The organism is Burkholderia sp. AU16741 (assembly GCF_002223345.1).
GTDB lineage: Bacteria > Pseudomonadota > Gammaproteobacteria > Burkholderiales > Burkholderiaceae > Burkholderia > Burkholderia sola.
The window spans coordinates 358,405-383,081 of sequence record NZ_NKEZ01000003.1 but is presented as its reverse complement, the minus strand read 5'-3'; the positions used below and the strand labels follow the sequence as shown (position 1 = coordinate 383,081).

26 protein-coding genes and 1 tRNA gene are annotated in these 24,677 nt (G+C 68.2%); 18 read left to right on the top strand and 9 right to left on the bottom strand.

The window, feature by feature from the left end; translation table 11 throughout:
- Positions 1–1,173 carry an enolase C-terminal domain-like protein gene (locus tag CFB89_RS04145; protein ID WP_089466846.1) on the bottom strand — a complete coding sequence of 391 codons (1,173 nt, stop codon included), beginning with the start codon at positions 1,171–1,173 and terminating at the stop codon, positions 1–3.
- Positions 1,174–1,496: 323 nt separating this feature from the next.
- Complete coding sequence (locus CFB89_RS04140; protein WP_006496617.1) at positions 1,497–1,841, bottom strand: cupin domain-containing protein; 345 nt, start codon at positions 1,839–1,841, stop codon at positions 1,497–1,499.
- A gap of 200 nt (positions 1,842–2,041) precedes the next feature.
- Here CFB89_RS04140 and CFB89_RS04130 point away from each other — a divergent pair.
- Positions 2,042–2,116 (top strand) — tRNA-Gly (locus CFB89_RS04130).
- Positions 2,117–2,246: 130 nt separating this feature from the next.
- Entirely contained in the window at positions 2,247–3,023 is a 777-nt protein-coding gene (gene trmB, locus CFB89_RS04125) for a tRNA (guanosine(46)-N7)-methyltransferase TrmB (protein ID WP_089466844.1), read from the top strand.
- A gap of 94 nt (positions 3,024–3,117) precedes the next feature.
- Here trmB and CFB89_RS04120 read toward each other — a convergent pair whose 3' ends face one another.
- The 3 genes from CFB89_RS04120 to CFB89_RS04110 all read right to left on the bottom strand — a co-directional run bounded on the left by CFB89_RS04120 (position 3,118) and on the right by CFB89_RS04110 (position 4,922).
- Positions 3,118–3,948, bottom strand: coding sequence for an undecaprenyl-diphosphate phosphatase (locus CFB89_RS04120; RefSeq protein WP_089466843.1), 831 nt, complete (start codon positions 3,946–3,948; stop codon positions 3,118–3,120).
- A gap of 78 nt (positions 3,949–4,026) precedes the next feature.
- Positions 4,027–4,608, bottom strand: coding sequence for a DUF1439 domain-containing protein (locus CFB89_RS04115; protein WP_089466842.1), 582 nt, complete (start codon positions 4,606–4,608; stop codon positions 4,027–4,029).
- Positions 4,605–4,922, bottom strand: coding sequence for a YkgJ family cysteine cluster protein (locus CFB89_RS04110; protein ID WP_089467903.1), 318 nt, complete (start codon positions 4,920–4,922; stop codon positions 4,605–4,607). The genes CFB89_RS04115 and CFB89_RS04110 overlap by 4 nt, the downstream gene beginning before the upstream one ends.
- Positions 4,923–5,095: 173 nt before the next feature.
- Between CFB89_RS04110 and hemN the strand changes: the two genes are divergently transcribed.
- The 16 genes from hemN to ureG all read left to right on the top strand — a co-directional run bounded on the left by hemN (position 5,096) and on the right by ureG (position 19,709).
- The gene (hemN, locus tag CFB89_RS04105; RefSeq protein WP_089466841.1) at positions 5,096–6,487 is read left to right on the top strand and encodes an oxygen-independent coproporphyrinogen III oxidase; all 1,392 of its coding nucleotides are present in this window, start codon (positions 5,096–5,098) and stop codon (positions 6,485–6,487) included.
- Between the two features lie 95 nt (positions 6,488–6,582).
- Positions 6,583–6,840, top strand: a complete 258-nt coding sequence (locus CFB89_RS04100) for a hypothetical protein (RefSeq protein ID WP_089466840.1) — start codon at positions 6,583–6,585, stop codon at positions 6,838–6,840.
- Positions 6,841–6,944: 104 nt separating this feature from the next.
- Complete coding sequence (locus CFB89_RS04095) at positions 6,945–7,601, top strand: protein-L-isoaspartate O-methyltransferase (RefSeq protein ID WP_089466839.1); 657 nt, start codon at positions 6,945–6,947, stop codon at positions 7,599–7,601.
- 14 nt (positions 7,602–7,615) lie between these two features.
- A complete protein-coding gene (locus CFB89_RS04090) occupies positions 7,616–7,939 on the top strand; it encodes a rhodanese-like domain-containing protein (RefSeq protein WP_006488544.1) in 324 nt (107 codons plus the stop codon).
- 357 nt (positions 7,940–8,296) lie between these two features.
- Positions 8,297–9,604: an urea ABC transporter substrate-binding protein gene (gene urtA / locus CFB89_RS04085; protein WP_089466838.1), complete on the top strand. Its 1,308-nt coding sequence runs from the start codon at positions 8,297–8,299 to the stop codon at positions 9,602–9,604.
- A gap of 137 nt (positions 9,605–9,741) precedes the next feature.
- The gene (gene urtB / locus CFB89_RS04080; protein WP_089466837.1) at positions 9,742–11,361 is read left to right on the top strand and encodes an urea ABC transporter permease subunit UrtB; all 1,620 of its coding nucleotides are present in this window, start codon (positions 9,742–9,744) and stop codon (positions 11,359–11,361) included.
- Position 11,362: 1 nt separating this feature from the next.
- On the top strand, positions 11,363–12,550 hold the full coding sequence (urtC, locus tag CFB89_RS04075) for an urea ABC transporter permease subunit UrtC (RefSeq protein ID WP_089466836.1): 1,188 nt from the start codon (positions 11,363–11,365) through the stop codon (positions 12,548–12,550).
- The gene (gene urtD / locus CFB89_RS04070) at positions 12,547–13,407 is read left to right on the top strand and encodes an urea ABC transporter ATP-binding protein UrtD (protein WP_089466835.1); all 861 of its coding nucleotides are present in this window, start codon (positions 12,547–12,549) and stop codon (positions 13,405–13,407) included. The genes urtC and urtD overlap by 4 nt, the downstream gene beginning before the upstream one ends.
- A 4-nt stretch (positions 13,408–13,411) precedes the next feature.
- The gene (gene urtE / locus CFB89_RS04065; protein ID WP_089466834.1) at positions 13,412–14,104 is read left to right on the top strand and encodes an urea ABC transporter ATP-binding subunit UrtE; all 693 of its coding nucleotides are present in this window, start codon (positions 13,412–13,414) and stop codon (positions 14,102–14,104) included.
- Positions 14,105–14,266: 162 nt separating this feature from the next.
- On the top strand, positions 14,267–15,142 hold the full coding sequence (locus CFB89_RS04060; RefSeq protein ID WP_089466833.1) for an urease accessory protein UreD: 876 nt from the start codon (positions 14,267–14,269) through the stop codon (positions 15,140–15,142).
- Positions 15,143–15,377: 235 nt separating this feature from the next.
- On the top strand, positions 15,378–15,680 hold the full coding sequence (ureA, locus tag CFB89_RS04055) for an urease subunit gamma (RefSeq protein WP_006406310.1): 303 nt from the start codon (positions 15,378–15,380) through the stop codon (positions 15,678–15,680).
- An 8-nt stretch (positions 15,681–15,688) separates the two neighbouring features.
- Positions 15,689–15,994, top strand: a complete 306-nt coding sequence (locus CFB89_RS04050) for an urease subunit beta (protein WP_089466832.1) — start codon at positions 15,689–15,691, stop codon at positions 15,992–15,994.
- Between the two features lie 28 nt (positions 15,995–16,022).
- A complete protein-coding gene (gene ureC / locus CFB89_RS04045) occupies positions 16,023–17,729 on the top strand; it encodes an urease subunit alpha (protein ID WP_006476701.1) in 1,707 nt (568 codons plus the stop codon).
- 18 nt (positions 17,730–17,747) lie between these two features.
- Entirely contained in the window at positions 17,748–18,380 is a 633-nt protein-coding gene (ureE, locus tag CFB89_RS04040) for an urease accessory protein UreE (RefSeq protein WP_089466831.1), read from the top strand.
- On the top strand, positions 18,367–19,047 hold the full coding sequence (locus tag CFB89_RS04035) for an urease accessory protein UreF (RefSeq protein ID WP_089466830.1): 681 nt from the start codon (positions 18,367–18,369) through the stop codon (positions 19,045–19,047). Before ureE ends, CFB89_RS04035 begins: the two co-directional genes overlap by 14 nt.
- 14 nt (positions 19,048–19,061) lie before the next feature.
- On the top strand, positions 19,062–19,709 hold the full coding sequence (ureG, locus tag CFB89_RS04030) for an urease accessory protein UreG (protein WP_058901948.1): 648 nt from the start codon (positions 19,062–19,064) through the stop codon (positions 19,707–19,709).
- A 63-nt stretch (positions 19,710–19,772) separates the two neighbouring features.
- Here ureG and waaA read toward each other — a convergent pair whose 3' ends face one another.
- From waaA to CFB89_RS04010, 4 genes are all read right to left on the bottom strand, one after another.
- A complete protein-coding gene (waaA, locus tag CFB89_RS04025; protein WP_089466829.1) occupies positions 19,773–21,134 on the bottom strand; it encodes a lipid IV(A) 3-deoxy-D-manno-octulosonic acid transferase in 1,362 nt (453 codons plus the stop codon).
- Positions 21,135–21,171: 37 nt separating this feature from the next.
- Complete coding sequence (locus CFB89_RS04020; protein WP_006485119.1) at positions 21,172–22,056, bottom strand: Kdo hydroxylase family protein; 885 nt, start codon at positions 22,054–22,056, stop codon at positions 21,172–21,174.
- Positions 22,057–22,079: 23 nt separating this feature from the next.
- Positions 22,080–23,075, bottom strand: a complete 996-nt coding sequence (gene waaC / locus CFB89_RS04015; RefSeq protein ID WP_089466828.1) for a lipopolysaccharide heptosyltransferase I — start codon at positions 23,073–23,075, stop codon at positions 22,080–22,082.
- A gap of 171 nt (positions 23,076–23,246) precedes the next feature.
- Positions 23,247–24,641 carry a phosphomannomutase/phosphoglucomutase gene (locus tag CFB89_RS04010; protein WP_089466827.1) on the bottom strand — a complete coding sequence of 465 codons (1,395 nt, stop codon included), beginning with the start codon at positions 24,639–24,641 and terminating at the stop codon, positions 23,247–23,249.
- Between the last annotated feature and the right edge of the window lie 36 nt (positions 24,642–24,677).

Sequence of the window (24,677 nt, the reverse complement as noted above, 5' to 3'; positions counted from 1 at the left end):
TCAGCCGCCCGATAGCGATTCCAATATCGCGCGGAATACGTCGTGCGCGCGGGCATGCAATTCGAACCCGATACCCGGTGCCCGCGGCACGCGTGCGTATCCCGCGTCGACGATTTCGCCATCGGCGAGTCCGCTGAACGGTTCGAATGCGAACGGGCTGACTTCCGCACCGCCGAGCCCGAGCGCCGCGACGACGTGCAACGAGAACAGGTGCCCCCCGTGCGGCCAGAACGCGTCGCGCCGCCAGCCACGCGATACGAAGTGATCGACGATCGGCAGATAGCCCGGCAGCCCGTAGCTGTGCACGGGATCGAACACCAGTACGTCGCGGTCGTTGCGCAAGCCGCCGTAGCGGTCGAGCAGCTTCGCTTCCGAGAGCGAGAACAGCGCTTCGCCGGACGCGATCGGTGGAGCGTATCGCGTGGCGACGTCCGCCTGGAGCGGCAGGTCGAGCGGATCGCAGATGTCCTCGAACCACCAGAGGTCGAACGGCGCGAGCATCGCGGTCGCGGCGGGTGCCGTCGTCGCGTCGTACGTGTTCATCGCGTCGACTGCAAGATGCGAAGGGCCGGCCAGCTGTGCGGCCGCGGCTTCGATGCGGCGCCGGTCCTGCTCGACATCCGCGCCGCCGATCTTGATCTTCGCGTGCGTGTAGCCGAAATCGACGATTCGGCGCATCTCGTCCGACAGGCGCGCGAGATCGTCATGCGGATAGCGGTAGCCGCCGCCCGCGTACACGCGCACGCGCGACTGCGGCGTGCGTCCGAGACGATCGGCGAGAAAACGGTGCAGCGGCAGATCGGCGATCTTCGCGGCGGCGTCCCAGATCGCCATGTCGAGCGTGCCGACCGCGACGCAGCGTTCGCCGTGCCCGCCCGGCTTTTCGCCGGCCATCATCGCGCGCCATGCGCGGAACGGGTCGAGGTTCGTGCCGGCTTCGTCGGCGAGTGCGTCGGCCGCGGCCAGCAGGCGCGGCGCGAACCGTTCGCGGATCAGGCCGCCCTGCGCGAAGCGGCCGATCGACGCGTAGCCATAGCCCGTCACCGGGCGGCCGTCGCGCACGACGTCGGTGACGACCGCGACGACGCTCGTCGTCAGGCCGCCGGACGCAATCGCGGGATCGGCATAGCGGGACACGGGAATCGCACGTTCGTGGATCGCGGTGATGCGCATGGTCGGGGCTCCGGAGGGGCGTCCGGCACAGGCGGAAAGTTCGTGCGCTGCAGCGGAAACGGTGGGCGGATCGCTGCATCTTAGGGGTTTGCGTGATGGCGTGCAGGATCGGTGGCGAGCGTCATCGTGTCGTCGCCCGGGCAATTGCGTGTCGAATTCGTCAGGGGGTGCAGCTGGATAAAGAAGCGCGCCGAGCAGGCGGCCAGGCTCGGTGCGCTATTTCCGAATCGAGTCCGGTCGAGCCGGGATCTCGATTGCCGTCCCGGCTCCATGAACCGGGACGATGGCGGTATGCCTGGACTGAATCGAATCGACAGGCTCGCTCAGGCGAAAACGAAGTACTTGCGCACCGTCTCGACCACTTCCCACGTCCCTTTCATGCCGGGTTCGATCACGAACACGTCGCCGGCTTTCAAGTGCTGCGGCTCCTCGCCTTCCGGCGTGATGATGCAGTAGCCATCGAGGAAGTGGCAGTACTCCCATTTTTCATAATTCACCTCGAACTTGCCCGGCGTGCAGATCCAGGTGCCCATGATCTTGCTGCCGTCCTTCGAGACGTACGCGTTGAGGTTCACGGTGTGCGGATCGCCGCCGATGCGCTTCCACTTGGTTGCATCAAGGACAGGCGTCGGGCAGGTTTTGCGCAGAACGGTGATGAAATCGGACATGTCGGCTCCAGACTAACGATCGTATGAGAGGCCTGTCACGTTAGTTCGAAAGCTTTGCATGGGCTTGTATGCTTCCGACACCGACTCGTCCATTTTCGACATTGGCTGGCGTGCCGGCCGGGCCGCACCAGTTTCGATACCGGCGGCCAAGACGCTCCGCTTGCCATCCCCGGCCAAATCCCTGTAGAATTGCGCGTTCTGCGGGCGTCGTATAATGGCCATTACCTCAGCTTCCCAAGCTGATGACGTGGGTTCGATTCCCATCGCCCGCTCCACTTTCCGGCTGCACAACAGCCTGCGCATGAGCCGCCTCGTCGAAGGCGGCTTTTTTGTACCATGCGCCGAATCGCCCGGCAGCATTGCTGCGCACGGGCCCTCGCCCGAACCGAGCCTTTCTCTGTACCGATGATGCACGACGATCCGAACGAAGCCGGCCTGCCGCCGCACGACGACGCCATTCCCGACGAAGCCGGCCAAGCCGGCGAAGGCGCCGACGAAGTCAACCCGCTGCACCGCCGCCGCATCCGCAGCTTCGTGACGCGCGCCGGCCGCGTGTCGACCGGCCAGCGCCGCGCGCTCGACGAGTTCGGCCCGCGCTTCGTCGTCCCGTATGCGCCGGAGCTGCCCGACTGGAACGCGATCTTCGGCCGCAGCGCACCGCGCATCCTCGAGATCGGTTTCGGGATGGGCGCGTCGACCGCGGAAATCGCCGCGCATCGCCCGGGTGACGACTTCCTCGGCGTCGAGGTCCACGAGCCGGGCGTCGGCGCGCTGCTGAAGCTGATCGGCGAGCAGGATCTGACGAACATCCGCATCGTCCAGCACGACGCGGTCGAGGTGCTCGAGCACATGATCGCGCCGGAAAGCCTCGACGGCGTGCACATCTTCTTCCCCGATCCGTGGCACAAGGCGCGTCACCACAAGCGCCGGCTGATCCAGCCGCCGCTCGTCGCGCATCTCGCGTCGCGTCTGAAGCCCGGCGCGTACCTGCACTGCGCGACCGACTGGCAGAACTACGCGGAGCAGATGCTCGAAGTGCTCGGCGCGGAACCGACGCTCGAAAACACGGCCGCCGATTACGCACCGCGCCCCGACTACCGTCCGGTGACGAAGTTCGAACGGCGCGGACTGCGGCTCGGCCACGGCGTGTGGGACCTGGTGTTCCGCAAGCGCCCACGCTGAGCGCCCCACCCCGCGCGGAATAAAAAAATCCCGACCGGCGTCTCGCGCCGATCGGGATTTTTTCATGGAGCGGCGCATCGACCGCTCGCCAGCCTCACGTCCAGTTCAGCCAGCCGCTGTAACCCACCAGCAGCACGAATAGCCCGAACGCGATCCGGTACCATGCGAACACCGTGAAATCGTGCGTCGCGACGTAGCGCAGCAGCCAGCGCACGCACACGAACGCGCTGACGAACGCGGCGACGAGCCCGAGCGCGAACAGGCCGAGCGAATCGACGGTGAACGCCTGCCAGTCCTTCACGGTTTCGTAGAGCGTCGCGCCGAAGATGATCGGAATCGCGAGGAAGAACGAGAATTCGGTGGCCACGCGCCGGTCGAGGCCGAACAGCATCCCGCCGATGATCGTCGAGCCCGAGCGCGACATGCCGGGCACCAGCGCGAAGCACTGCGCGATACCGACCTTGAGCGCGTCGAGCGGCGTCAGCGCGTCGACCGACATCACGCGCGGCGGCTCGCTGCGTTCGCGCTGCCGCGCCTCGGCCCACAGGATGATCGCGCCGCCCACGACGAGCGCGAATGCGACGGGCACCGGCGAGAACAGCACCGCCTTGATCTTCTTCTCGAACAGCAGGCCGAGCGCGATCGCGGGAATCGTCGCGATCACGACGTTCAGCGTGAAGCGCTGCGCGTCGGGCCGGCTCGGCAGCCCGGACACGACGGATACGATGCGCTGCCGGTATTCCCAGCAGACCGCGAGGATCGCGCCGAACTGGATCACGACGTCGAACGTCTTCGCGTGCGAATCGTTGAAATTCAGGAAGCTGCCCGCGACGATCAGGTGTCCGGTGCTCGACACCGGCAGGAATTCCGTCAGCCCCTCGACGACGCCGAGGATCAATGCCTTGCAGATCAGGATCCAGTCCATCCGTGGCCCAACTCCGAAATGGTCGAAAGAAAGGGCCACTCTTGCGCGCGCGGCCCGCCCGGCCGTGCGCGCCCGTCGTCACTTTTCGACGATCGCCACGCGTATGCCGTTTGTAAGGATCGTAATTGTACCGGGTTCGTAGTTCACTCCGGCAAATTGGAGTTGTTCCGGCTTGAACGTGTAGATCGGATAGTTGGTCAGCAGCTGCGTCGCGAGCAGGCCGGCGGCCGCGCCGACCTGCTGCGCGTACATCTGCGCGTCGCCGTCGAGCGCGAGGCTGTCGACGGCCGGCGCCCTCAGCACGACCGAACGGCTCGGTGCGTCGTACGCGAGCTGGCCCGACACGGTGAACTTGCCGCTGACGGGCTCGCGCAGGAACGGGCTCGCGAAATGGGCGTCGAGCTGCACGGCCACGCGGTTCTGGTCGGGCAGCAGGTTGACGGCCGGGTTCGCGAGCGACACGTCGACCACCTGGGCGACCGTCTTCTGGTAAGGAAACTTGCGCGCGACGGCCTTCTGCACGTCGCCGCGCGAGAACGTGTAGTGATCGGGAATGAACGGAAACGTCGACGCGCACGCGGCGAGCGATACGCACACGCCGACGGCGCCGATAGCGGCAGCGAGAAAACGGCGCCGGCCGGGCGCGCGAGGGACGGTCATGCTGATTTCTCTCCTGGATGCGCCGGCCGCGTCGCGGCCTCGAGGCGCGTGAGCCACGCGAGCGCGTCGTCGCGCGACGCGCCGCACATGTCGGCGGACGGCTGCAGCCCGGAACAGCACGCGGGGCGCTCGGGCCGGCCGAAGATCATGCAGCGCAGGTCGTCACCGAGCTGCACGCAGCGCACGCCGGCCGGCTTGCCGTCGGGCATGCCCGGAATCGGGCTGGAAATCGACGGGGCAATGCAGCACGCGCCGCAGCCCTCGCGGCACGCATGCGGCGGCGGGACTTCGGCGGGCGCCGGGCGGGCAGGCATTTCGACGGACACTCGACTCTCTCGACGAACAACGAAAAACGGTGCGGCAACCGGACGCGGCGTCCGGCAGCCCCACCCCGCATTGTGCCATCGCCGGCTGCGACGTTATTACACAATCCAGCCCGAGCGCGTGTTCATATACTCGAAAGCATCTAAAAAAGCGCGAGACCGCCATGCGTTCTGGTTCTGCCGACACGATGTTCCGTCCCGATTTGCTCACGAAATACGGCGCGAACGGGCCGCGCTATACGTCGTACCCCACCGCGCTGCAGTTCCGCGACGATTTCGATCCGGCCGACTACGTCCGCGCGGCCCGCGACCCCGGCGCGTCGTCGAGCGACCTGTCGCTGTACTTCCACATCCCGTTCTGCAACACCGCGTGCTTCTACTGCGGCTGCAACAAGATCGCGACCAACAACCGCCGCCGCGCGCGCCCGTATCTCGACCAGCTCAAGCGCGAGATGGCGCTGCAGGCCGCGCTGTTCGATCCGTCCCGCCCCGTCACGCAGCTGCACTGGGGCGGCGGCACGCCGACCTTCCTGTCCGACGACGAAACGGCCGAGCTGATGGCGGCCACGCGCGAGCATTTCACGCTCGCGCCGGACGCCGACGCCGAGTTCTCGATCGAGATCGATCCGCGCACGGTCACGCCGGCGACGCTCGTCCATCTGCGCACGATCGGCTTCAACCGGCTGAGCCTCGGCGTGCAGGATTTCGACCCGGTCGTGCAGCAGGCGATCAACCGCATCCAGCCGCGCGCGATGACGGCCGACCTGCTCGCCGCCGCACGGGCGACGGGCTTCCATTCGGTGAGCGTCGACCTGATCTACGGGCTGCCGCACCAGACGGTCGCCGTGTTCGCACGCACGCTCGAGACGATCATCGAACTCGCTCCCGATCGCCTGTCGGTGTTCGGCTACGCGCACATGCCGCACCTGTTCAAGATGCAGCGGCAGATCGACGATGCGACGCTGCCGCCGCCGGAAACGCGCATCGCGCTGCTCGGCCTCGCGATCGACATGCTGACGTCGGCCGGCTACGTGTACATCGGGATGGACCACTTCGCGCGGCCGTCCGACGAGCTCGTGCGCGCGCAACGCAACGGCACGCTGCAGCGCAATTTCCAGGGCTACAGCACGCGCGCGGATACCGATCTGATCGGCTTCGGCGTGTCGTCGATCGGCAAGGTCGGCGACGTCTACGCGCAGAACGCGAAGGACCTGCCCGCCTACGGCGCCGCGCTCGACGCCAGCCGGCTGCCGATCGCGCGCGGCGTGCGGCTCACGCCGGACGACCGGCTGCGCCGCGACGTGATCACGCAATTGATGTGCAACCTCGAACTGCCGTTCTCGCATGTCGAGGCCGCGCACGGGATCCGCTTCGCGGATCATTTCGCGCGCGAGCTCGACGCGCTGCGCCCGTTCGAGCGCGACGGGCTGCTGACGATCGCGCGCGACCGGCTGACGATCCATCCGGCCGGCCGGATGGTCGTGCGCAACATCGCGATGGCGTTCGACGCGTACCTCGGCCAGACGTCGCAGCAGCGCTACTCGCGCACGGTTTAGGGCGGTTCGCGCGCCGGCCCACGGGCGGGCGCCGGCCGCACGCTCGTGGCCGGTTTGATAGAGTGTGAGGCTTACATCCGCTCCGCCACCCCAAGATGCGCACCACCAAAGCGACCCACGCGGTCGAACGCCTGAAGGCCCGCTCCGGCAACCCGCAATTCGCGGCCGTCGCGATGGCGGGCGGCCTGTTCTATCTCGTCGACCGCTCGGGCGGCACCGCCGAAAAACGCTGCGAGCCGCTGCCGCTCGACGAATTCGTCAAGTTCGTCGACGAATTTGGCCCCAAAAAGCCGCGCAAGGCGAGCAAGCTCGACCTCGCGTTCGAGGCGCAGATCAAGAAGAGCAAAGGGTAAAGGTCTGTTGCAGGCCGCCTGAAGGCTTCGCGGCCGTGCCGTTTGGTACAATCACGAAGTTTCTCTATCCCCGCTGATGGCCGACCTGGCTGCGTGACCACACCATGAATATCGAAAACGCGCGTTTCAACATGATCGAACAGCAGATCCGTCCGTGGGACGTGCTGGATCTGGATGTCCTGGGCCTGCTGTCGATCGTCAAGCGTGAAAACTACGTGCCGGCCCAATATCGCGATCTCGCGTTCGCCGATCTCGAACTGCCGCTGCCGGGCGGCACGAGCAAGATGCTGTTTCCGCGCGTCGAAGCGCGCGTGCTGCAGGAGCTGACGGTCAAGAAGCACGAGAACGTGCTCGTGATCGGCGCGGGCTCGGGCTACCTGGCCGCGCTGTTCGCGCATCGCGCGCAGCACGTGACGGCCGTCGAGATCGATCCGGCGATCGCGAAGTTCGCGGAAGACAACCTGCGCAACGACGGCGTGACCAACGCCGAAGTCGTGCTGGGCGACGGCTCGCGCGGCTGGGCGGCCAAGGCCCCGTACGACGTGATCTGCGTCGCGGGCGGCCTGCCGGTCGTGCCGCAGGAAATGCTCGAACAGCTGAAGGTCGGCGGCCGCCTGTCGGCGTTCGTCGGCGGCCGTCCGGTGATGAAGGCGCAGATCATCACGCGCATCGACGACAAGCAGTACCGCGTCGCCGACGTGTTCGAAACGTACATCGATCACCTCGTCAACGCGATCGAGCCGTCGCGCTTCAAGTTCTGAGCGGCGGAGCCTCCATGCAGATCCTGACGCCCGCGATGCTCGCGGAATGGCTCGGCGACACGGCGCGCCCCGCGCCGGTCGTGCTCGACGTGCGCGAGCCGTGGGAAATCGCGACCGCGCAGATCGCCGGCAGCGTGTCGATTCCGATGCAGCAGATTCCCGCGCGCAGCGAAGAGCTCGACGACGAAGCGGAAATCGTCTGCGTGTGCCATCACGGGATGCGCAGCGCGCAGGTCGCGATGTTCCTCGAATCGCGCGGCTTCACGAAGCTGTACAACCTGCAAGGCGGGATCGACGCGTGGTCGCGCGACGTCGATCCGTCGGTGCCGCGCTACTGATCGATCCTTCCGGCGGCGCATCATGTGCCGCCGCGCCGCCCGGCACCCCGCCGCCGGCCGCACAGATCCGCCGAACGGGCGCGCACCGCGCGCCCGTTTTTCTTTTCCTCCCCCGGTTTGCCTGCGTTTCGACGCCGCCGCACCGTCGTGCACCATTTGCGCCCGTGCGCCTGCACCGCAACGGACCGCGGATGCTGCACGGCGCGTCATCCGCACCGCGCCGATGCCCGCCGGTGCCCACCCGTGCCCCGCGCAGGCACGCCGGGCGTGCATCCGCGCGACTGGCACATGCCTTGCGTTACACGATGGCCGGCGCCGCCACGGCGCACGCGCATCCAACACGACAAGGGGATACCGATGAAACGTCGCAGTCTGTTGAAGTTCGGTTCGATGGCCGGCGCGCTCGCGCTGGCGGGCAAGAGCCCGTTCGCGCACGCGGCCGATGCGGGCACCGGCCCGATCAAGGTCGGCATCCTGCATTCGCTGTCGGGCACGATGGCGATCTCGGAGACGTCGCTGAAGGACACCGCGCTGATGACGATCGCCGACATCAACAAGAGCGGCGGCGTGATGGGCCGCAAGCTCGAGCCGGTGGTGGTCGACCCGGCGTCGAACTGGCCGCTGTTCGCCGAGAAGGCGCGCCAGCTGCTCACGCAGGACAAGGTCGCGTGCGTGTTCGGCTGCTGGACGTCGGTATCGCGCAAATCCGTGCTGCCGGTGTTCGAGGAGCTGAACGGGCTGCTCTACTACCCGGTGCAGTATGAAGGCGAGGAAATGTCGCGCAACGTGTTCTACACGGGCGCCGCGCCGAACCAGCAGGCGATTCCTGCCGTCGAGTACCTGATGGGCGCGGAAGGCGGCGGCGCGAAGCGCTTCTTCCTGCTCGGCACCGACTACGTGTATCCGCGCACGACCAACAAGATCCTGCGCGCGTTCCTGAAATCGAAAGGCGTGAAGGACGCCGACATTCAGGAGGTCTACACGCCGTTCGGCCACAGCGATTACCAGACCATCGTCGCGAACATCAAGACCTTCGCGCAAGGCGGCAAGACGACCGTGATCTCGACGATCAACGGCGATTCGAACGTGCCGTTCTACAAGGAACTCGGCAACCAGGGGATCAAGGCGACCGACGTGCCGGTCGTCGCGTTCTCGGTCGGCGAGGAAGAACTGCGCGGGATCGATACGAAGCCGCTCGTCGGCCACCTCGCCGCGTGGAACTACTTCATGTCGGTGAAGAACCCGACCAACACGAAGTTCAAGGACCAGTTCGCCGCGTGGGTGAAGGCGAACAACCTGCCCGGCGGCGCGAAGCGCGTGACCAACGATCCGATGGAAGCGACCTACGTCGGCATCCATATGTGGAAGCAGGCCGTCGAGAAGGCGAAGAGCACCGACGTCGACAAGGTGCGCGTCGCGATGATCGGCCAGACGGTCGCCGCGCCGTCGGGCTTCACGCTCACGATGGACGGCAACCATCACCTGCACAAGCCGGTGATGATCGGCGAGATTCGCGGCGACGGACAGTTCAACGTCGTGTGGAAGACGAAGACGGCCGTGCGCGCGCAACCGTGGAGCCCGTTCATCGCGGGCAACCAGGGCAAGCCGGACGTCGTCAGCTCGATTCCGGCGTTCCTGCGCCGGCAGCGCGCGGCGCTGGCGTGACGCCGTGCGGCGCGTCGCGCTTCGTGCGCGACGTGCCGCTCGCGCATCCACCGCGATGCGCCGGCCGCGCTTGTCGTGACGAATCGCCACCGCCGGCGCCGCACCACTCCGCTCCCCTCGCCCGACAGGATTTCCCGATGCCTACACGCTTTCGCCGAGCCGCCCGCGCGATCGTGGCATGCGCCGCCCTCGCGGGCCTGCTGCCGCACGCCGCGTTCGCACTGACGGCGGCCGACACCGCCGCGCTCGCCGGCGACGACTTCGACGCGAAGACGGCGGCGATCGAACGGCTCGCCACAGACACCGATCCGCGCGCCGTCGCGGTGCTCAACGCGCTGTCGAGCGGCGATGCGCTCGCGACCGGCGACGGCCGCCTGCTGATCCAGTCCGGCGACACCGCGCACGACGCGCTCACGCAGGCCGCGACGCCGGCCGGCGACGCGCAGCCGGTGATGCAGAACAACCTGCTGCGCACGAAGATCGCCGGCGCGCTGTCGGGCCTCGCGCTCGCGTCGCCCGACGTGGCCGCACGCCGCGACGCGATCGACGCGCTGCTGAAGTCGCCCGACCCGGCGCTCAAGCCGATGATCGATCGTGCCCGCGCAAAGGAAACCGATCCGGCATTGAAACGTCGCCTCGACGCGCTGTGGGCAATTGCCGCGCTGCACGACGCCGATCCGGCGAAACGCCTCGAAGCCGTGCAGGTGGTAGCCGCGCGCAGCGACCTCGACATGATCGAACAACTGCGCCCGCTCGTCGCGAAGAACGCCGACGGCAGCTACGCGGAACCCGACGCACGCGTGCGCGACGCCGCGCAACACGGGCTCGATGCGTTGCACGCACTGCAGCGCCGCGGCGAAATCGTCGGCACGGTGTTCGCCGGCCTGTCGCTCGGCAGCGTGCTGCTGCTCGCCGCGCTCGGCCTCGCGATCACGTACGGGCTGATCGGCGTGATCAACATGGCGCACGGCGAATTCCTGATGATCGGTGCGTACGCAACCTATGTCGTGCAGACGCTGATCCAGCACTACGCGCCCGGCGCGTTCGACTGGTATCCGCTCGTCGCCGTGCCGGTGTCGTTCGCGGTGGCCGCGCTCGTCGGCATCGTGCTCGAACGGCTCGTGCTGCGACATCTGTACGGCCGCCCGCTCGAAACGCTGCTCGCGACCTTCGGCGTGAGCCTGATCCTGATCCAGGCGACGCGCATGCTGTTCGGCGCGCAGAACGTGCAGGTCGTGAACCCGTCGTGGATGAGCGGCGGCGTGACGGTGATGCAGAACCTGATCCTGCCGTACAACCGGCTCGCGATCCTCGCGTTCGCGCTCGCGGTGGTGTTCGTCGCGTGGGCCGTGCTGACGAAGACGCGGCTCGGCCTGTTCGTGCGCGCCGTCACGCAGAACCGCCGGATGGCCGCCTGCGTCGGCGTGAAGACCGCCCGCGTCGACGCGTATGCGTTCGCATTCGGCGCGGGCATCGCGGGCCTCGGCGGCTGCGCGCTGTCGCAGATCGGCAACGTGGGTCCCGATCTCGGCCAGAACTACATCATCGATTCGTTCATGGCCGTCGTGCTCGGCGGCGTCGGGCAGATCGCCGGCACCGTGCTCGGCGGCTTCGGGCTCGGCCTCGCGAGCAAGGCGATCGAACCGTTCTGGGGCGCCGTGCTCGCGAAGATCGCGGTGCTCGTGATGATCGTGCTGTTCATCCAGAAACGCCCGCAGGGCATGTTCGCGCCGAAGGGCCGCAGCGCGGAGGCTTGACGTGACTTCATACACCGATTCGATGTCGAACCCGGTCGCCGGCATGCCGCAGCCCGCCGCCGGCGCGCGCGCGGCGGACGGCTTCGCGCTCGGCCTGCCGCCCCGCCCCGCGCTGCTGTCGCGCCGCGCATGGCTCGCGCTCGTCGCGCTTTGCGTGGCGATCGGCATCGGCGTGCCGCTCGCCGCGCTCGTCGCGCCGGAAGCCAGCGCGTTCCATCTGTCCGCGTACACGATGACGCTCGCCGGCAAGCTGATGTGCTACGCGATCGCCGCGCTTGCGCTCGATCTCGTGTGGGGTTACTGCGGGATCCTGAGCCTCGGCCACGGCTTGTTCTTCGCGCTCGGCGGCTATGCGATCGGCATGTACCTGATGCGCGAGATCGGCCGCGACGGCAAGTACGGCAGCGACCTGCCCGACTTCATGGTGTTTCTCGACTGGCACCAGTTGCCGTGGTACTGGAGCGGCACGCAGCATCTCGCGTGGGCGCTCGCGCTCGTCGTGCTCGTGCCGGCCGTGCTCGCGTGGGTGTTCGGCTTCTTCACGTTCCGCTCGCGCGTGAAGGGCGTGTACCTGTCGATCATCACGCAGGCCATGACGTTCGCCGCGATGCTGCTGTTCTATCGCAACGAGACGGGCTTCGGCGGCAACAACGGCTTCACCGATTTCAAGCGCATCGCCGGCTTCGCGATCACGTCGCCGGGCACGCGCACGGTGCTGTTGCTGCTGACCTTCGCGACGCTCGTGCTCGCGTTCGTCGCCGCGCGCGCGATCGTCACGAGCAAGCTCGGGCGCGTGGTGACCGCGGTGCGCGACGGCGAGACGCGGCTGATGTTCCTCGGCTACAGCCCGCTCGCGTACAAGCTGTTCGTGTGGACCGTGTCGGCCGTGCTGTGCGGCATCGCCGGCGCGCTGTACGTACCGCAGGTCGGCATCATCAATCCCGGCGAGATGTCGCCCGGCAATTCGATCGAAATGGCGATCTGGGTCGCGGTGGGCGGGCGCGGCACGCTGATCGGGCCGATCGTCGGCGCGTTCGCGGTGAACGGCGCGAAGAGTTTCTTCACCGCGTACTTCGCCGAATACTGGCTGTTCTTCCTCGGCCTGATCTTCGTGCTCGTGCCGCTCTTGCTGCCGCGCGGGATCATGGGCCTCGTCGAAACCGTGCTCGCGAAGGGGAAACGCGCATGAACGGAACGGCTCTCTATCAGTTCACGCCGCCGCCGCCCGAAGACGAGCTGCTCGCCGTCAGCGGCAGCGCGTCGATGGGGCGCGTCGTGCCGGCCGGCATCGACACGTCGCACGGTACGATCCTCTATCTCGAGGATATCGAGGTGAGCTTCGACGGCTTTCGGGCGCTGAAGAAGCTGTCGCTCGCGATCGACGCGGGCGAGCTGCGCTGCGTGATCGGCCCGAACGGCGCGGGCAAGACGACGATGATGGACGTGATCACCGGCAAGACGCGGCCCGATGCGGGCAAGGTGTTTCTCGGCCAGACGATCGATCTCGCGCGGATGAACGAACCCGAGATCGCGCGTGCGGGCATCGGCCGCAAGTTCCAGAAGCCGACCGTGTTCGAACAGCATCCGGTGTGGGAAAACCTCGAACTCGCGATGCAGACCGACAAGGGCTGGCTCGCGTCTCTGCGCGCGCGGCTCGACCGCACCGCGCAGGCGAAGATCGAGGAGACGCTCGCGCTGATCGGCCTCGAAAGCCAGGCCTATCGCGCGGCCGGCGAGCTGTCGCACGGGCAGAAGCAGCGGCTCGAAATCGGCATGCTGCTGATGCAGCGCCCCGCGCTGCTGCTGCTCGACGAGCCGGCGGCGGGGATGACCGACCACGAGACGATGGAACTCGCCGAGCTGCTGAACACGCTGCGCGGCACCTGCTCGATGATGGTCGTCGAGCACGACATGGAGTTCGTCGCGGCGCTCGCGGGCGACACGGGGCGTGTGACGGTGATGGCCGAAGGCGCGGTGCTCGCGCACGGCACGCTCGACCAGGTCAAGCGCGACGATGCGGTGATCGAGTCTTACCTCGGACGATGATGCGATGCTGAAAATCGAAGCGCTGAACCAGTACTACGGCGGCAGCCATATCTTGCGCAACGTGAACCTCGCCGCCGACGACGGCAAGCTCACCGTGCTGCTCGGCCGCAACGGCGTCGGCAAGAGCACGCTGCTGCGCTGCCTGATGGGCGTCGTCGCCGCGAAAAGCGGCAGCGTGTCGTGGCGCGGCACCGCGCTCGGCGCGCTGCCGCCGTATGCGCGCGTCGCGGCCGGGCTCGCGTACGTACCGCAGGGCCGCGACATCTTTCCACGGCTCACCGTCGAGGAGAACCTGCTCGTCGGCGCGGCGAGCCGCAAGGCGCCGTCGAAAGTGCCCGATCGCATCTACGACCTGTTCCCGGTGCTGAAGGACATGCGCGCACGGCGCGGCGGCGACCTGTCGGGCGGCCAGCAGCAACAGCTCGCGATCGGCCGCGCGCTGATGAGCGAGCCGCAGTTGCTGATCCTCGACGAGCCGACCGAAGGCATCCAGCCGTCGATCATCCAGGACATCGGGCGCACGCTGCGCCAGCTCGTCGACGAATCGAAGATGACCGTGCTGCTCGTCGAACAGTATTACGACTTCGCGCGCTCGATCGCGGACAGCTACTGGGTGATGAGCCGCGGCGAGATCGTCGCGGGCGGCGACGCGCGCGACATGGAGGCGAACGGCGTGCGCGAGCTGATCGCGGTGTGACGGCAGGCGTGGCGGCCGGCGCCGCGGTGCGCGGCGGGTGACACGTGCGGACGGCGCGCGGGCAGCCGCGCACAGCCCTTTCAACGAACGCAGTATCTGCATTATTGTTCCGGTAGCATCCACGTTCTTCGCACCCGCTTCCTCGTTTCCCGTTCGCCGCCGATGTCCGCCCCCGATTCGCATGCCACGCTGTCCCGCCCCGCCGTCGCCAAGTCGTGGCACGGCCGCCTCGAACTCGGCTTCGAGCGGCACGGCGCGCGCACGACGCTCGTGCACCGACTGCACAACGGCCCGCTGCGCGTGCAGCGGCCGCTGTATCCGGAGGGCGACGCGATCTGCCACGCGGTGATCGTCCATCCGCCGGGCGGCGTCGCGGGCGGCGACCAGCTCGACATCGACATCGCGCTCGGCGACGGCACGCACGCGGTGCTGACGACCCCCGGCGCGACCAAGTGGTACAAGTCGAACGGGCTGGACGCGACGCAACGGATCGGCATCACGGTTGGCGAACACGCGAAGCTCGACTGGCTGCCGCAGAACAACCTGTTCTTCGACACGGCGCACGCGTCGCTCGACTTCACGGTGACGCTCGGCGCAGGCGCGAGCGCGATCGGCTGGGACGCGACGCAGCTCGGCCGGCAGGCGGCAGGCGAAAGCTGGTCGGCGGGGCGCATCGCGTCGAGCTCGGCGCTTGTCGCCGCCGACGGCCGGCCGCTATGGACCGAGCGCGCTCTGCTCGACGCGCGCGACCCGCTGCGCGGCGCGCTGCAGGGCCTCGCCGGCTTTCCCGCCTACGGCACGCTGTGGGCGGCCGGCGCCGCGTGCGACGCCGCGCTCGCCGAAGCGCTCGCCGCACGCATGCCGTTCGACGACACGCTGCGCGCGGGCGCCACCTGCGTGACGCCCGGCGTCGTGCTGGTGCGCGCGATGTCGACGTCGATGGAAGCGCTGCAGCGCCACTTCACCGACTGCTGGCTGCAGTTGCGACCGATCGTGCACAGCGTCGACGCGCGGCCGCTGCGTCTCTGGCAGACCTGAGCACGTCCACCTTACGCACCGTTTCGGCGCAACGCCACGACACACGACGCACAGTCTGCATGCATCACGCACCACGGGCGCGCATGGCGGCACGTCGAATGCCCATGGCACGCACCTTGCTGCTTACATAAGCGATACACGACGCACGCCAAACAGGGCGGTGCTACGATGGTCCGCACCCTGCCCGGTCGCTTACGCACCGATAAAAATTACGTTTTCCTGAACGCCTGCCTTCATGAAACTGACTCCCCGCGAAAAGGACAAGCTGCTGATCTTCACGGCGGCGTTGCTTGCCGAACGCCGCCGCGCGCGCGGCCTGAAACTGAATTATCCGGAGGCGGTCGCCTTCATCACCGCGGCGCTGATGGAAGCCGCGCGCGACGGCAAGACGGTCGCCGAAGTGATGCACTACGGCACGACGCTGCTCACGCGCGACGACGTGATGGACGGCGTGCCGGAAATGATTCCCGACATCCAGGTCGAAGCGACCTTCCCCGACGGCACGAAGCTCGTGACCGTCCACCACCCGATTCCGTGAGGCCCCGCATGATCCCCGGCGAAATCCTCACCGACGACGGCGACCACGAACTGAATGCGGGCCGCGCGACGCTGTCGCTCGTCGTCGCGAACACCGGCGATCGCCCGGTGCAGGTCGGCTCGCACTACCACTTCTTCGAGGTCAACGACGCGCTGTCGTTCGACCGCGCGGCCGCGCGCGGTTTCCGGCTCAACATCGCGGCCGGCACGGCCGTGCGCTTCGAGCCGGGCCAGACGCGCACCGTCGAGCTCGTCGCGCTCGCGGGCGAGCGCGCCGTCTACGGTTTTCAGGGCAAGGTGATGGGGCCGCTGTAAGCCGCGCCCCGCTCTTCAGGAACAGCACATGACACTACGCTTGAGCCGCCGCGCGTACGCGGAAATGTTCGGGCCGACGACGGGCGACCGCGTGCGGCTCGCCGATACCGAACTGCTGATCGAAATCGAACGCGACTTCACCACGTACGGCGAGGAAGTGAAATTCGGCGGCGGGAAAGTGATCCGCGACGGGATGGGCCAGTCGCAGCGCGTGGCCGCCGACGTGCCCGATACCGTCATCACGAACGCGGTGATCCTCGATCACTGGGGCATCGTGAAGGCCGACATCGCGATCAAGCACGGCCGCATCGCCGCGATCGGCAAGGCCGGCAACCCCGACATTCAACCGGGCGTGACGATCGCGATCGGCGCGGCGACCGAAGTGATCGCCGGCGAAGGGCTGATCGTGACCGCGGGCGGCATCGACACGCACATCCACTTCATCAGCCCGCAGCAGATCGACGAGGCGCTGGCCTCGGGCGTCACGACGATGCTCGGCGGCGGCACGGGGCCGGCCACCGGCACCAACGCGACCACCTGCACGCCGGGCCCGTGGCACATGGAGCGGATGCTGCAGGCCGCTGACGGCTGGCCGATCAACCTCGGCTTCCTCGGCAAGGGCAACGCGAGCCTGCCGCAGCCGCTCGTCGAGCAGATCGCGGCCGGCGCGATCGGGCTGAAGCTGCACGAGGACTGGGGCACGACGCCCGCCGCGATCGACAACTGCCTGTCGGTCGCCGACGACACCGACACGCAGGTAGCGATCCACACCGACACGCTGAATGAGGCCGGCTTCGTCGAATCGACGGTCGCCGCGTTCAAGGGCCGCACGATCCACACTTACCACACCGAAGGCGCGGGCGGCGGCCATGCGCCCGACATCCTGAAGGTGTGCGGCGAGATGAACGTGCTGCCGTCGTCGACCAATCCGACGCGCCCGTACACGATCAACACGCTCGACGAGCATCTCGACATGCTGATGGTGTGTCATCACCTCGATCCGTCGATCGCGGAGGACCTCGCGTTCGCCGAATCGCGCATTCGCCGCGAGACGATCGCGGCCGAGGACATCCTGCACGATCTCGGCGCGCTGTCGATGCTGTCGTCCGATTCGCAGGCGATGGGCCGCGTCGGCGAAGTGATCATCCGCACGTGGCAGACCGCGCACAAGATGAAGGTGCAGCGCGGCGCGCTGCCGGAAGACACCGCACGCAACGACAATTTCCGCGCGAAGCGCTACGTCGCGAAGTACACGATCAACCCGGCGCTCACGCACGGCATCGCGCACGAAGTCGGCTCGATCGAGCCCGGCAAATGGGCCGACCTCGTGCTGTGGGAACCCGCGTTCTTCGGGATCAAGCCGTCGATGATCCTGAAGGGCGGCATGATCGCCGTCGCGCAGATGGGCGACCCGAACGCGTCGATCCCGACGCCGCAGCCGGTTCACTATCGCGAGATGTTCGCGACGCGTGGCGGCGCGCTCGCGCGCACGTCGCTGACCTTCGTGTCGCAGATGGCGGCCGACGCGGGCATCGCGGAGCGCTACGGCCTCGCGAAGCGGATCGTGCCGGTGCGCAACTGCCGCAACGTGACGAAGGCCGACATGATTCACAACGCATGGCGTCCGTCGATCAGCGTCGATCCCGAAACCTACGACGTGATCGCCGACGGCCAGTTGCTCACCTGCGAACCGGCGACGGTGCTGCCGATGGCGCAGCGCTATTTCTTGTTCTGATCCGGAATCCTCAGCTTCATGCGCACCCTCGACAAACGCATTGCCCCGAACGTGAAACTCGCCGCGTCGCTCGTCGCACGCGCGCCGACGCTCACGCTCGCCTATGACGCGCGCTGCAAGAGCCGCCTCGCGGCGACGCTCGACAGCGGCGAGGACGTCGCGGTCCTGCTGCCGCGCGGCACCGTGCTGCGCGACGGCGACGTGCTCGTCGCCGACGACGGCGCGCTCGTGCGCATCGCCGCGGCACCCGAAACCGTGCTGCTCGTGCGCGCGGCCGACCCGCTCACGCTGATGCGTGCCGCGTATCACCTCGGCAATCGTCATACGCCGGTCGAAATCGGCGACGGCTACCTGAAGCTCGAAGCCGATCCCGTGCTCGCGGACATGCTGCGTCGGCTCGGCACGCAGGTCGACGAAACGAGCGCACCGTTCCAGCCGGAGGCCGGCGCGTACGGCGGCGGCCACAAGCACGGGCACGACGCGACGTTCGCCGAAGACTACGCGCTCGCCCAGCAGGTGTTCGGCGAACACCACGGACACTCGCACTCGCACGATCACGATCACGATCACGATCACGATCACGATCACGATCACGATCATCAGCATGGTCCCGGCTGCACGCACGGCCACCACGGTCATGACCACCACTGAACTCGTCGCGCTGCTGCACCTCGCATCGCCCGCATTGCCGATCGGCGCGTACAGCTATTCACAGGGCCTCGAAGCCGCGCTCGACGCGAACCTGATCCACGACGCCGATTCCGCCCGCGACTGGATCGCCAGCGGCCTGACCGACGTGCTCGCGCACGGCGAGTTGCCGTTCCTCGCGCACCAGCTCAACCGCTGGCAGACGCACGACACACACGCGCTCGTCGCCGAAAACGCGTGGTTCGTCGCGAGCCGGGAATCGGCCGAACTGCGCCGCGAAACCGAACAGATGGGCTGGTCGCTCGCGCAGCTGTGCGCGTCGCTCGAATGGGGCGACGCCGCCCGCCGCGCGACGCTCGCGTCGCTGTCGCCGGTCGCGCTGCCGACCGCGTTCGCATATGCGGCGGCCGCACACGACGCCAGCGCCGACGCGACGCTCGCCGCGTACGCATTCGGCTGGGTCGAGAACCAGACGTCCGCCGCGCTGAAGGCCGTGCCGCTCGGCCAGCTCGCCGGGCAACGCATCATCGTCGCGCTGCGCGGCGCGATCGACGCGGCCGTGCGCCGCGCGCTCGCGACGCCGCCCGACGCTGTCAACACGTTCGCGCCGCAGCTCGGCATCCTGTCCGCGCGGCACGAAACCCAGTATTCGCGGTTGTTCCGCTCCTGAACTTGATCCACGCCATGAACGCACCCGCTCCCTCCCCCGCCCGCCGCACGAAAAAACTGCCGCCGCTGCGCGTCGGCATCGGCGGCCCCGTCGGCTCCGGCAAGACCACGCTGCTCGAAATGCTGTGCAAGGCGATGCGCGACCGGTACGACCTCGTCGCGATCACGAACGACATCTATACGAAGGAAGACCAGCGGCTGCTGACGGTCGCGGGCGCGCTGCCCGAGGAACGCATCATGGGCGTCGAAACGGGCGGCTGCCCGCACACGGCGATCCGCGAGGACGCGTCGATCAACCTCGAGGCCGTCGACCGGATGCTCGCGCGCTTCCCGGATGCCGACATCGTGTTCATCGAGTCCGGCGGCGACAATCTCGCGGCGACCTTCAGCCCCGAGCTGTCGGACCTGACCATCTATGTGATCGACGTGGCCGGCGGCGAGAAGATTCCGCGCAAGGGCGGCCCCGGCATCACGAAGTCCGACCTGCTCGTGATCAACAAGACCGACCTCGCGCCGCTGGTCGGCGCGAATCTCGACGTGATGGCATCCGACACGCGGAAGATGCGCGGCGAACGGCCTTACGTGATGACGAACCTGAAGGCGCTCGACGGCGTCGCGGACGTGATCGCGTTCATCGAGAAGAAGGGCTTGCTGACGGTGTGAGCGGCATGGCGGCGGCTCGCGTCGCCGCCATGCGTGCGCGGGCGGCCTTGCGCCGCCCTTCGTCTATTCGTCTTCGGAAGCGGCGCCCAGCCCACCCGGCAGCCCACGCGCACCGGCTTCGGCGGGCGGCAGCAGCGCGGCGAGCACGTCGACCGTGCGCGCGGTCGCGCCGCGGTGACGCGACGCGAAGGCCGCGCCGGCCGCGCCCATCGCGATGCGCCGCGCCTTGTCGGCGAACAGCGCGTCGAGCACGTGCGCGAGATCGAGCGGATCCGCGACCTGCATCGCCGCGCCGGCCGCGACCGCATCGGCGGTCGCCTGCGTGAAGTTGAACACGTGCGGCCCGATCAGCACCGGCACGCCGACCGCGCACGCTTCGATCAGGTTCTGCCCGCCGAGCGGCAACAGGCTGCCGCCGATGAACGCGATATCGGCCGCCGCGTAGTACGCGCCGAGCTCGCCCATCGAATCGCCGAGCAGCACCGTCACGTCGTCGGCCAGCGGTTCGGCGGCCGGACGGCCCGCCGCGAGCGCGGCCGCATCGGCCGCCCAGACGGAGCGCCGCACGCACTTGAGCCCGTTGCGCACGATGAGCGCCTCGACCTCGGCGAAGCGCTGCGGATGACGCGGCACGAGCACCAGCAGCGCGCCGGGCGTGCGCATTTCCGCGAACGCCTGCAGCACGAGCGCTTCCTCGTTCTCGCGCGTGCTGGCGGCGACCCACACCGGCCGCGCGCCGATCGCGTCGCGCCACGCATGGCCGCGCGCCGCGAGTTCCGGCGGCGTCGTCATGTCGAACTTCAGGTTGCCGAGCACGGTCACGTTGCGCGCGCCGAGCGACGTCAGCCGCTCCGCATCGGCCGGGCTCTGCGCGAGCACGCGCGAGAAGCCGCCGAACACGTCGCGCGTCGCCGTGCCGAACTTCGCCGCGCGCCGGAACGAACGCGCGGACATCCGCGCATTGGTCAGCACGAGCGGCACATCCGCGCGGCGGCACTCGTCGATCAGCGTCGGCCACACCTCGGTTTCCATCACGAGACCGAGCGTCGGCCGCCATGCGCGCAGGAAGCGCCGCACCGCGCCCGGCATGTCGTACGGCAGGTAGCAGCGCAGCACGCGATCGCCGAAGATCTGTTCGCCCGTCGCGCGGCCGCTCGGCGTCATGTGCGTGAGCAGGATGCGCGCATCGGGGCGCGCATGCATCAGCGCGTCGATCAGCGGCTGCGCGGCGCGCGTCTCGCCGACCGACACCGCATGCACCCAGATCAGCGGCGCGCGATCGTCCGGCGAGCGGCCCGCGACGCGGCCGAAGCGCTCGCCGATATGCTCGCGATAGCCGCGCTCCTTGCGCGAACGCACATAGAGCCGGATCACGGCGGCCGGCGCGACGAGCCACCACAGCGCACGATAGATCGCCCTCAGCATGCGGCCGCCCTCGAGTGACGTCGAAGCAGAGGCGCGCTCAAACCAGCGCCCTGCCCGTCAGGCGTTCGAGAATGCCGAGCGGCGCGCACTCGCGGCGCACCATCGCATCGACCGGCAGGAAGAAGGTCTGCTCGAGCATGAACTGGCCGGACATCACAGCGTGCGAAGTCTGATCCGAGAAACATATCCACACGCTGCCCGGCGGAAACGGCATCGTCTGCTGCGGACAAGTCTTCTGATAGTCGAGGTCGGCCTTCATCCCGTCGTGCAGGTTCAACATCAGGTGGTCGTACGCGCTGCGCGGCGATTTCGTCACGTGCAGCAGGTTCAGCAGCCACGCGGAGCCCGGGAACTGCGGCCGGATCTTCGGCAGGAAACGCTTCGCGACGTCCTCGAACGGCTCGCCGACGCGCCACACGCGCGGTGCGCCGGCCGGGTTCACGTTCGTGAACACGCGCAGGATTCGCTCGCCGTAGTTCGGCCGCGACGGGAATGCGTCGACGTGCAGGCGGCTGTCGTCCTTGCGCCACGACGTCTGGCGCGTTTCGACCTGCATCAGCCGCAGGCTCGTCGGCGCGACGCGCAGCTTGCCGCGGTATTCGGGAAAGAGGCCGTCGACGAGCGTGCCGGCCTGCTGCTGGAAGCGCGCGACGAGCGCGCGCACGGCCGATTGCGTGACGCTGTCGCCGAGCACGCCGGCGAGCGCGCCGCCGTTCGGCGCGAGGCTGATGTTCTTGCGTTTCGGATCGGCGAGCGCCGGATCGAGCAGCGCTTCCTCGCCGCCTTCGATCGCGAAGCGCAGATGCGGGAAATACAGCACCTTGCCTTCCTCGACCGCGGCGAGCAACTGCTCGCGCGGCGCCGACAGGTTGTGTCCGCTCCAGTCGGCGGACGGGACTTCGATGATCTGGGATTCGCTCATGATCGGTTCGCGTGTGGACAGCGTTACAGGAGACCGAAGCCCGCGAGCGCCGACTTCACCTGCGCGATCGACGGGGGCTGCCCCGCCGTGCCGAGATTGACGACGTTCGGCGACCAGTAGCCGCCGGTCCGCCAGGCCGTCGCGAAATTGTACAGTTCGACCGTCGGACGCTTCAGCGCGGCCGCGATGTGAACCAGACCTGTATCAACCCCGACCGTCGCGGCCGCGCCGTCGATCAGCCCGACCACGGCCGGCAGCGACAGCTTCGGCGGCACGATCGCCGCCGCGCCGAATTCCTTCGCGAGCCGCTCGCTGGTCGCGCGTTCCGCGTCGTTGCCCCACGGCAGCACGAGCGACGCACCGCGCCGCACGAGCGCCTGGCCGAGCTCGATCCAGGCGGCATCCGGCCACTGCTTGTCGGCGCGCGACGTCGCGTGGACGAACACGACGTACGGCACCGGCAGGTTCAGGCCGAGCGCGGCCACCGCGAGCGCCGCCGCCCGCGTGTCGAGGCCGAATTCCACCGGGTCGGCCGGGGTCGGCGCCGGGTCGTCCAGCGCGGCCGCGACGAGTTGCCGCGAGCGCTCGACCACGTGCGTGCGCGGCGCGATCGGCACGCGCTTGCGGTAGAAGAAGCGCACCGGCCATTCGTAGCCGGCGCCGTCGGTGCGATTGCCGAGCCCGACGAGCGGGCCGCGCGCCCAGCTCGCGACCCAGGCCGTCTTGATGAGGCCCTGGCAGTCGATCACGAGGTCGTACTGCTCGGCCGCGAGGCGCCGGCGGAATGCGCGGATCTCGCGCCACGTCGCGCCCGAGAACGGCTGCTTGCGCCAGCGGCGCAGCGAGAACGGCAGCACGTCGCGCACGCCGTCGACGAGCCGCACGAGGTCGACGAAGCTTTCCTCGACGAGCCAGTCGATCTGCGCATCGGGGTGACGGCGCCGGATATCGGCGATCACCGGCATGTTGTGCACGACGTCGCCCAGCGACGACACGCGCACGATCAGGATCTTTTGCACGCTGAAAAAACGCCGGCTGGCAGCCGGCGACAGACATAAAGGGGAGATTTTATCCCGGCCGAAGGGCCGGACAGACAAAAAGCGGCCGCGCGCCGGGGCGCGCGCCGCTTTTCGGGATAAACACGGCCGATGAACGGGCCGTCGTACGGGCGGCCCGCCGGCCGCCTGCGCTCAGAACGGCAGCTTGACGTCCGGCTTCGCGGCCGTCAGCACGCGGCGGAAGTCTTCTTGGATGCGCTTGAGCCCTTCCTGCGTCTCGGCTTCGAAGCGCATCACGACGACCGGCGTCGTGTTCGACGAACGCGCGAGGCCGAAGCCGTCCGGGTACTCGACACGCAGGCCGTCGATCGTCACGACTTCGTCGGCGCCGTCGAACTTCGCCTCTTTCTGCAGTTGCTCGATCAGGCGGAAATTCTCGCCTTCGTCCAGCCAGAGTTGCAGTTCGGGCGTGCTCATCGCGTCCGGCAGGCTGTTGAGCAGCGCGCTCGGATCGGCCGTCTTCGCGAGAATCTCGAGCAGGCGCGCGCCGGTGTACAGCCCGTCGTCGAAGCCGTACCAGCGATCCTTGAAGAACACGTGGCCGCTCATTTCACCCGCGAGCGGCGCACCCGTCTCGCGCAGCTTCGCCTTCACGAGCGAGTGGCCCGTCTTCCACATCAGCGGCTCGCCGCCCTTCGACTTCACCCACTGCGCGAGGTGGCGCGTGCACTTCACGTCGTAGATGATCTGGGCGCCCGGGTTGCGCGACAGCACTTCTTCCGCGAACAGCATCAACTGGCGGTCCGGATAGATGATCTGGCCGTCCTTCGTGACGACGCCGAGGCGGTCGCCGTCGCCGTCGAACGCGAAGCCGATCTCGGCGTCGGTGTCCTTCAGCGCCTGGATCACGTCCTGCAGGTTTTCCGGGTGGGCGGGATCGGGGTGGTGGTTCGGGAACGTGCCGTCGATGTCCGTGAAGCGCTCGACGAGCTCGCAGCCGAGCGCCTTGAACAGGCGCGTCGCGAGCGGGCCCGCGACACCGTTGCCGGCGTCGACCACGAGCTTCAGCGGCCGCGCGAGCTTCACGTCGCCGACGATGCGTGCGATGTACTGATCGGCGACGTCGATTTCCTCATAGGTGCCGCTGCCCGTCTCGAAGCGCTCGTCGACGATGCGGCGATACAGCGCCTGGATCTGCTCGCCGTAGATCGCGGCGCCGCGCAGCACCATCTTGAAGCCGTTGTAGTCGGGCGGGTTGTGGCTGCCCGTGACGACGATGCACGAATCGACGCGGCGCTCGCCGCCCTTCAGCGCCAGCGGCACGTTCGCCGCGAAATAGCCGACCGGCGTCGGCACCATGCCGACGTCGACGACGTCGACCCCGGCCGCACGCAGGCCGTCGGCCAGTGCGCCGACGAGTTCCGGCCCGGACAGGCGGCCATCGCGCGCGACGACGACCGCATCGCCGCCCTGCGCACGCACTTCGCTACCAAATGCGCGGCCGATCCCGCGCGCCGTGTCGACGTCGAGTGTCTTGCCGACCACGCCACGGATGTCATATGCCTTGAAGATGGATTGGGAGATCATCGATTCTCTTCTCTCTCAGTTGCGTGCATGGAAAAT

What these genes read in the sequence shown, in the direction of transcription:
- ureA (WP_006406310.1), top strand. Translation starts at nt 15,378, where the DNA reads ATGAAACTGACTCCCCGCGAAAAGGACAAGCTGCTGATCTTCACGGCG.
- urtA (WP_089466838.1), top strand. Translation starts at nt 8,297, where the DNA reads ATGAAACGTCGCAGTCTGTTGAAGTTCGGTTCGATGGCCGGCGCGCTC.
- ureC (WP_006476701.1), top strand. Translation starts at nt 16,023, where the DNA reads ATGACACTACGCTTGAGCCGCCGCGCGTACGCGGAAATGTTCGGGCCG.
- CFB89_RS04100 (WP_089466840.1), top strand. Translation starts at nt 6,583, where the DNA reads ATGCGCACCACCAAAGCGACCCACGCGGTCGAACGCCTGAAGGCCCGC.
- urtD (WP_089466835.1), top strand. Translation starts at nt 12,547, where the DNA reads ATGAACGGAACGGCTCTCTATCAGTTCACGCCGCCGCCGCCCGAAGAC.
- ureG (WP_058901948.1), top strand. Translation starts at nt 19,062, where the DNA reads ATGAACGCACCCGCTCCCTCCCCCGCCCGCCGCACGAAAAAACTGCCG.
- urtE (WP_089466834.1), top strand. Translation starts at nt 13,412, where the DNA reads ATGCTGAAAATCGAAGCGCTGAACCAGTACTACGGCGGCAGCCATATC.
- CFB89_RS04095 (WP_089466839.1), top strand. Translation starts at nt 6,945, where the DNA reads ATGAATATCGAAAACGCGCGTTTCAACATGATCGAACAGCAGATCCGT.
- ureE (WP_089466831.1), top strand. Translation starts at nt 17,748, where the DNA reads ATGCGCACCCTCGACAAACGCATTGCCCCGAACGTGAAACTCGCCGCG.
- CFB89_RS04010 (WP_089466827.1), bottom strand. Translation starts at nt 24,641, where the DNA reads ATGATCTCCCAATCCATCTTCAAGGCATATGACATCCGTGGCGTGGTC.
- CFB89_RS04145 (WP_089466846.1), bottom strand. Translation starts at nt 1,173, where the DNA reads ATGCGCATCACCGCGATCCACGAACGTGCGATTCCCGTGTCCCGCTAT.
- CFB89_RS04110 (WP_089467903.1), bottom strand. Translation starts at nt 4,922, where the DNA reads ATGCCTGCCCGCCCGGCGCCCGCCGAAGTCCCGCCGCCGCATGCGTGC.
- CFB89_RS04060 (WP_089466833.1), top strand. Translation starts at nt 14,267, where the DNA reads ATGTCCGCCCCCGATTCGCATGCCACGCTGTCCCGCCCCGCCGTCGCC.
- trmB (WP_089466844.1), top strand. Translation starts at nt 2,247, where the DNA reads ATGATGCACGACGATCCGAACGAAGCCGGCCTGCCGCCGCACGACGAC.
- waaA (WP_089466829.1), bottom strand. Translation starts at nt 21,134, where the DNA reads ATGCTGAGGGCGATCTATCGTGCGCTGTGGTGGCTCGTCGCGCCGGCC.
- CFB89_RS04020 (WP_006485119.1), bottom strand. Translation starts at nt 22,056, where the DNA reads ATGAGCGAATCCCAGATCATCGAAGTCCCGTCCGCCGACTGGAGCGGA.
- hemN (WP_089466841.1), top strand. Translation starts at nt 5,096, where the DNA reads ATGCGTTCTGGTTCTGCCGACACGATGTTCCGTCCCGATTTGCTCACG.
- CFB89_RS04120 (WP_089466843.1), bottom strand. Translation starts at nt 3,948, where the DNA reads ATGGACTGGATCCTGATCTGCAAGGCATTGATCCTCGGCGTCGTCGAG.
- CFB89_RS04050 (WP_089466832.1), top strand. Translation starts at nt 15,689, where the DNA reads ATGATCCCCGGCGAAATCCTCACCGACGACGGCGACCACGAACTGAAT.
- urtB (WP_089466837.1), top strand. Translation starts at nt 9,742, where the DNA reads ATGCCTACACGCTTTCGCCGAGCCGCCCGCGCGATCGTGGCATGCGCC.
- CFB89_RS04035 (WP_089466830.1), top strand. Translation starts at nt 18,367, where the DNA reads ATGACCACCACTGAACTCGTCGCGCTGCTGCACCTCGCATCGCCCGCA.
- CFB89_RS04115 (WP_089466842.1), bottom strand. Translation starts at nt 4,608, where the DNA reads ATGACCGTCCCTCGCGCGCCCGGCCGGCGCCGTTTTCTCGCTGCCGCT.
- CFB89_RS04090 (WP_006488544.1), top strand. Translation starts at nt 7,616, where the DNA reads ATGCAGATCCTGACGCCCGCGATGCTCGCGGAATGGCTCGGCGACACG.
- CFB89_RS04140 (WP_006496617.1), bottom strand. Translation starts at nt 1,841, where the DNA reads ATGTCCGATTTCATCACCGTTCTGCGCAAAACCTGCCCGACGCCTGTC.